Annotated in this window: 1 pseudogene; it reads left to right on the top strand. The window is 66.7% G+C overall.

The features are described from left to right. Nucleotides 1-22: 22 nt before the first annotated feature. Nucleotides 23-387: pseudogene (locus EN780_RS38395) on the top strand (hypothetical protein); the annotation flags it as partial.

The raw sequence follows: 387 nt of genomic DNA, 5'->3' as shown, positions 1-387 counted from the left end.
TTCCCGGCCACGACACGAGGCGTTGCGGGGCCTGATCACGGAACTGCTGCGAGAAGGCTTCGGCGCCGCGTTCAGCGAGTTAGAGCACGAGCGCTACCTTGTCGACAACAGTGGGCGGATCGACGTGGCGTGGGGCGCCACCGTGATCGAGCTGAAGAGCGATCTACGGCGCGAAGAGCGTGATGTCGTCGCCCGTATGCCCGACTATCTGGCCGATGCAAGCCGCGGCAGCGCACCTGGCCGTACCACCGACGGTCTTGCCACCGACGGCGCGACGCTGCTCGCTTACACGCTGGATCTCGGCAGGCTCACGAGCATCGGCCGCTATGACGTCGACGTCGACCACCCCGAACGGTTGCTGACCTGGCTCGAGCCGCTGCTCTCGCC

The sequence above is a fragment of the Mesorhizobium sp. M4B.F.Ca.ET.089.01.1.1 genome (assembly GCF_004022605.1).
Lineage (GTDB): Bacteria > Pseudomonadota > Alphaproteobacteria > Rhizobiales > Rhizobiaceae > Mesorhizobium > Mesorhizobium abyssinicae.
The sequence above is the reverse complement of the archived record's forward strand: the minus strand, read 5'-3'. Positions and strand labels throughout refer to the sequence as shown.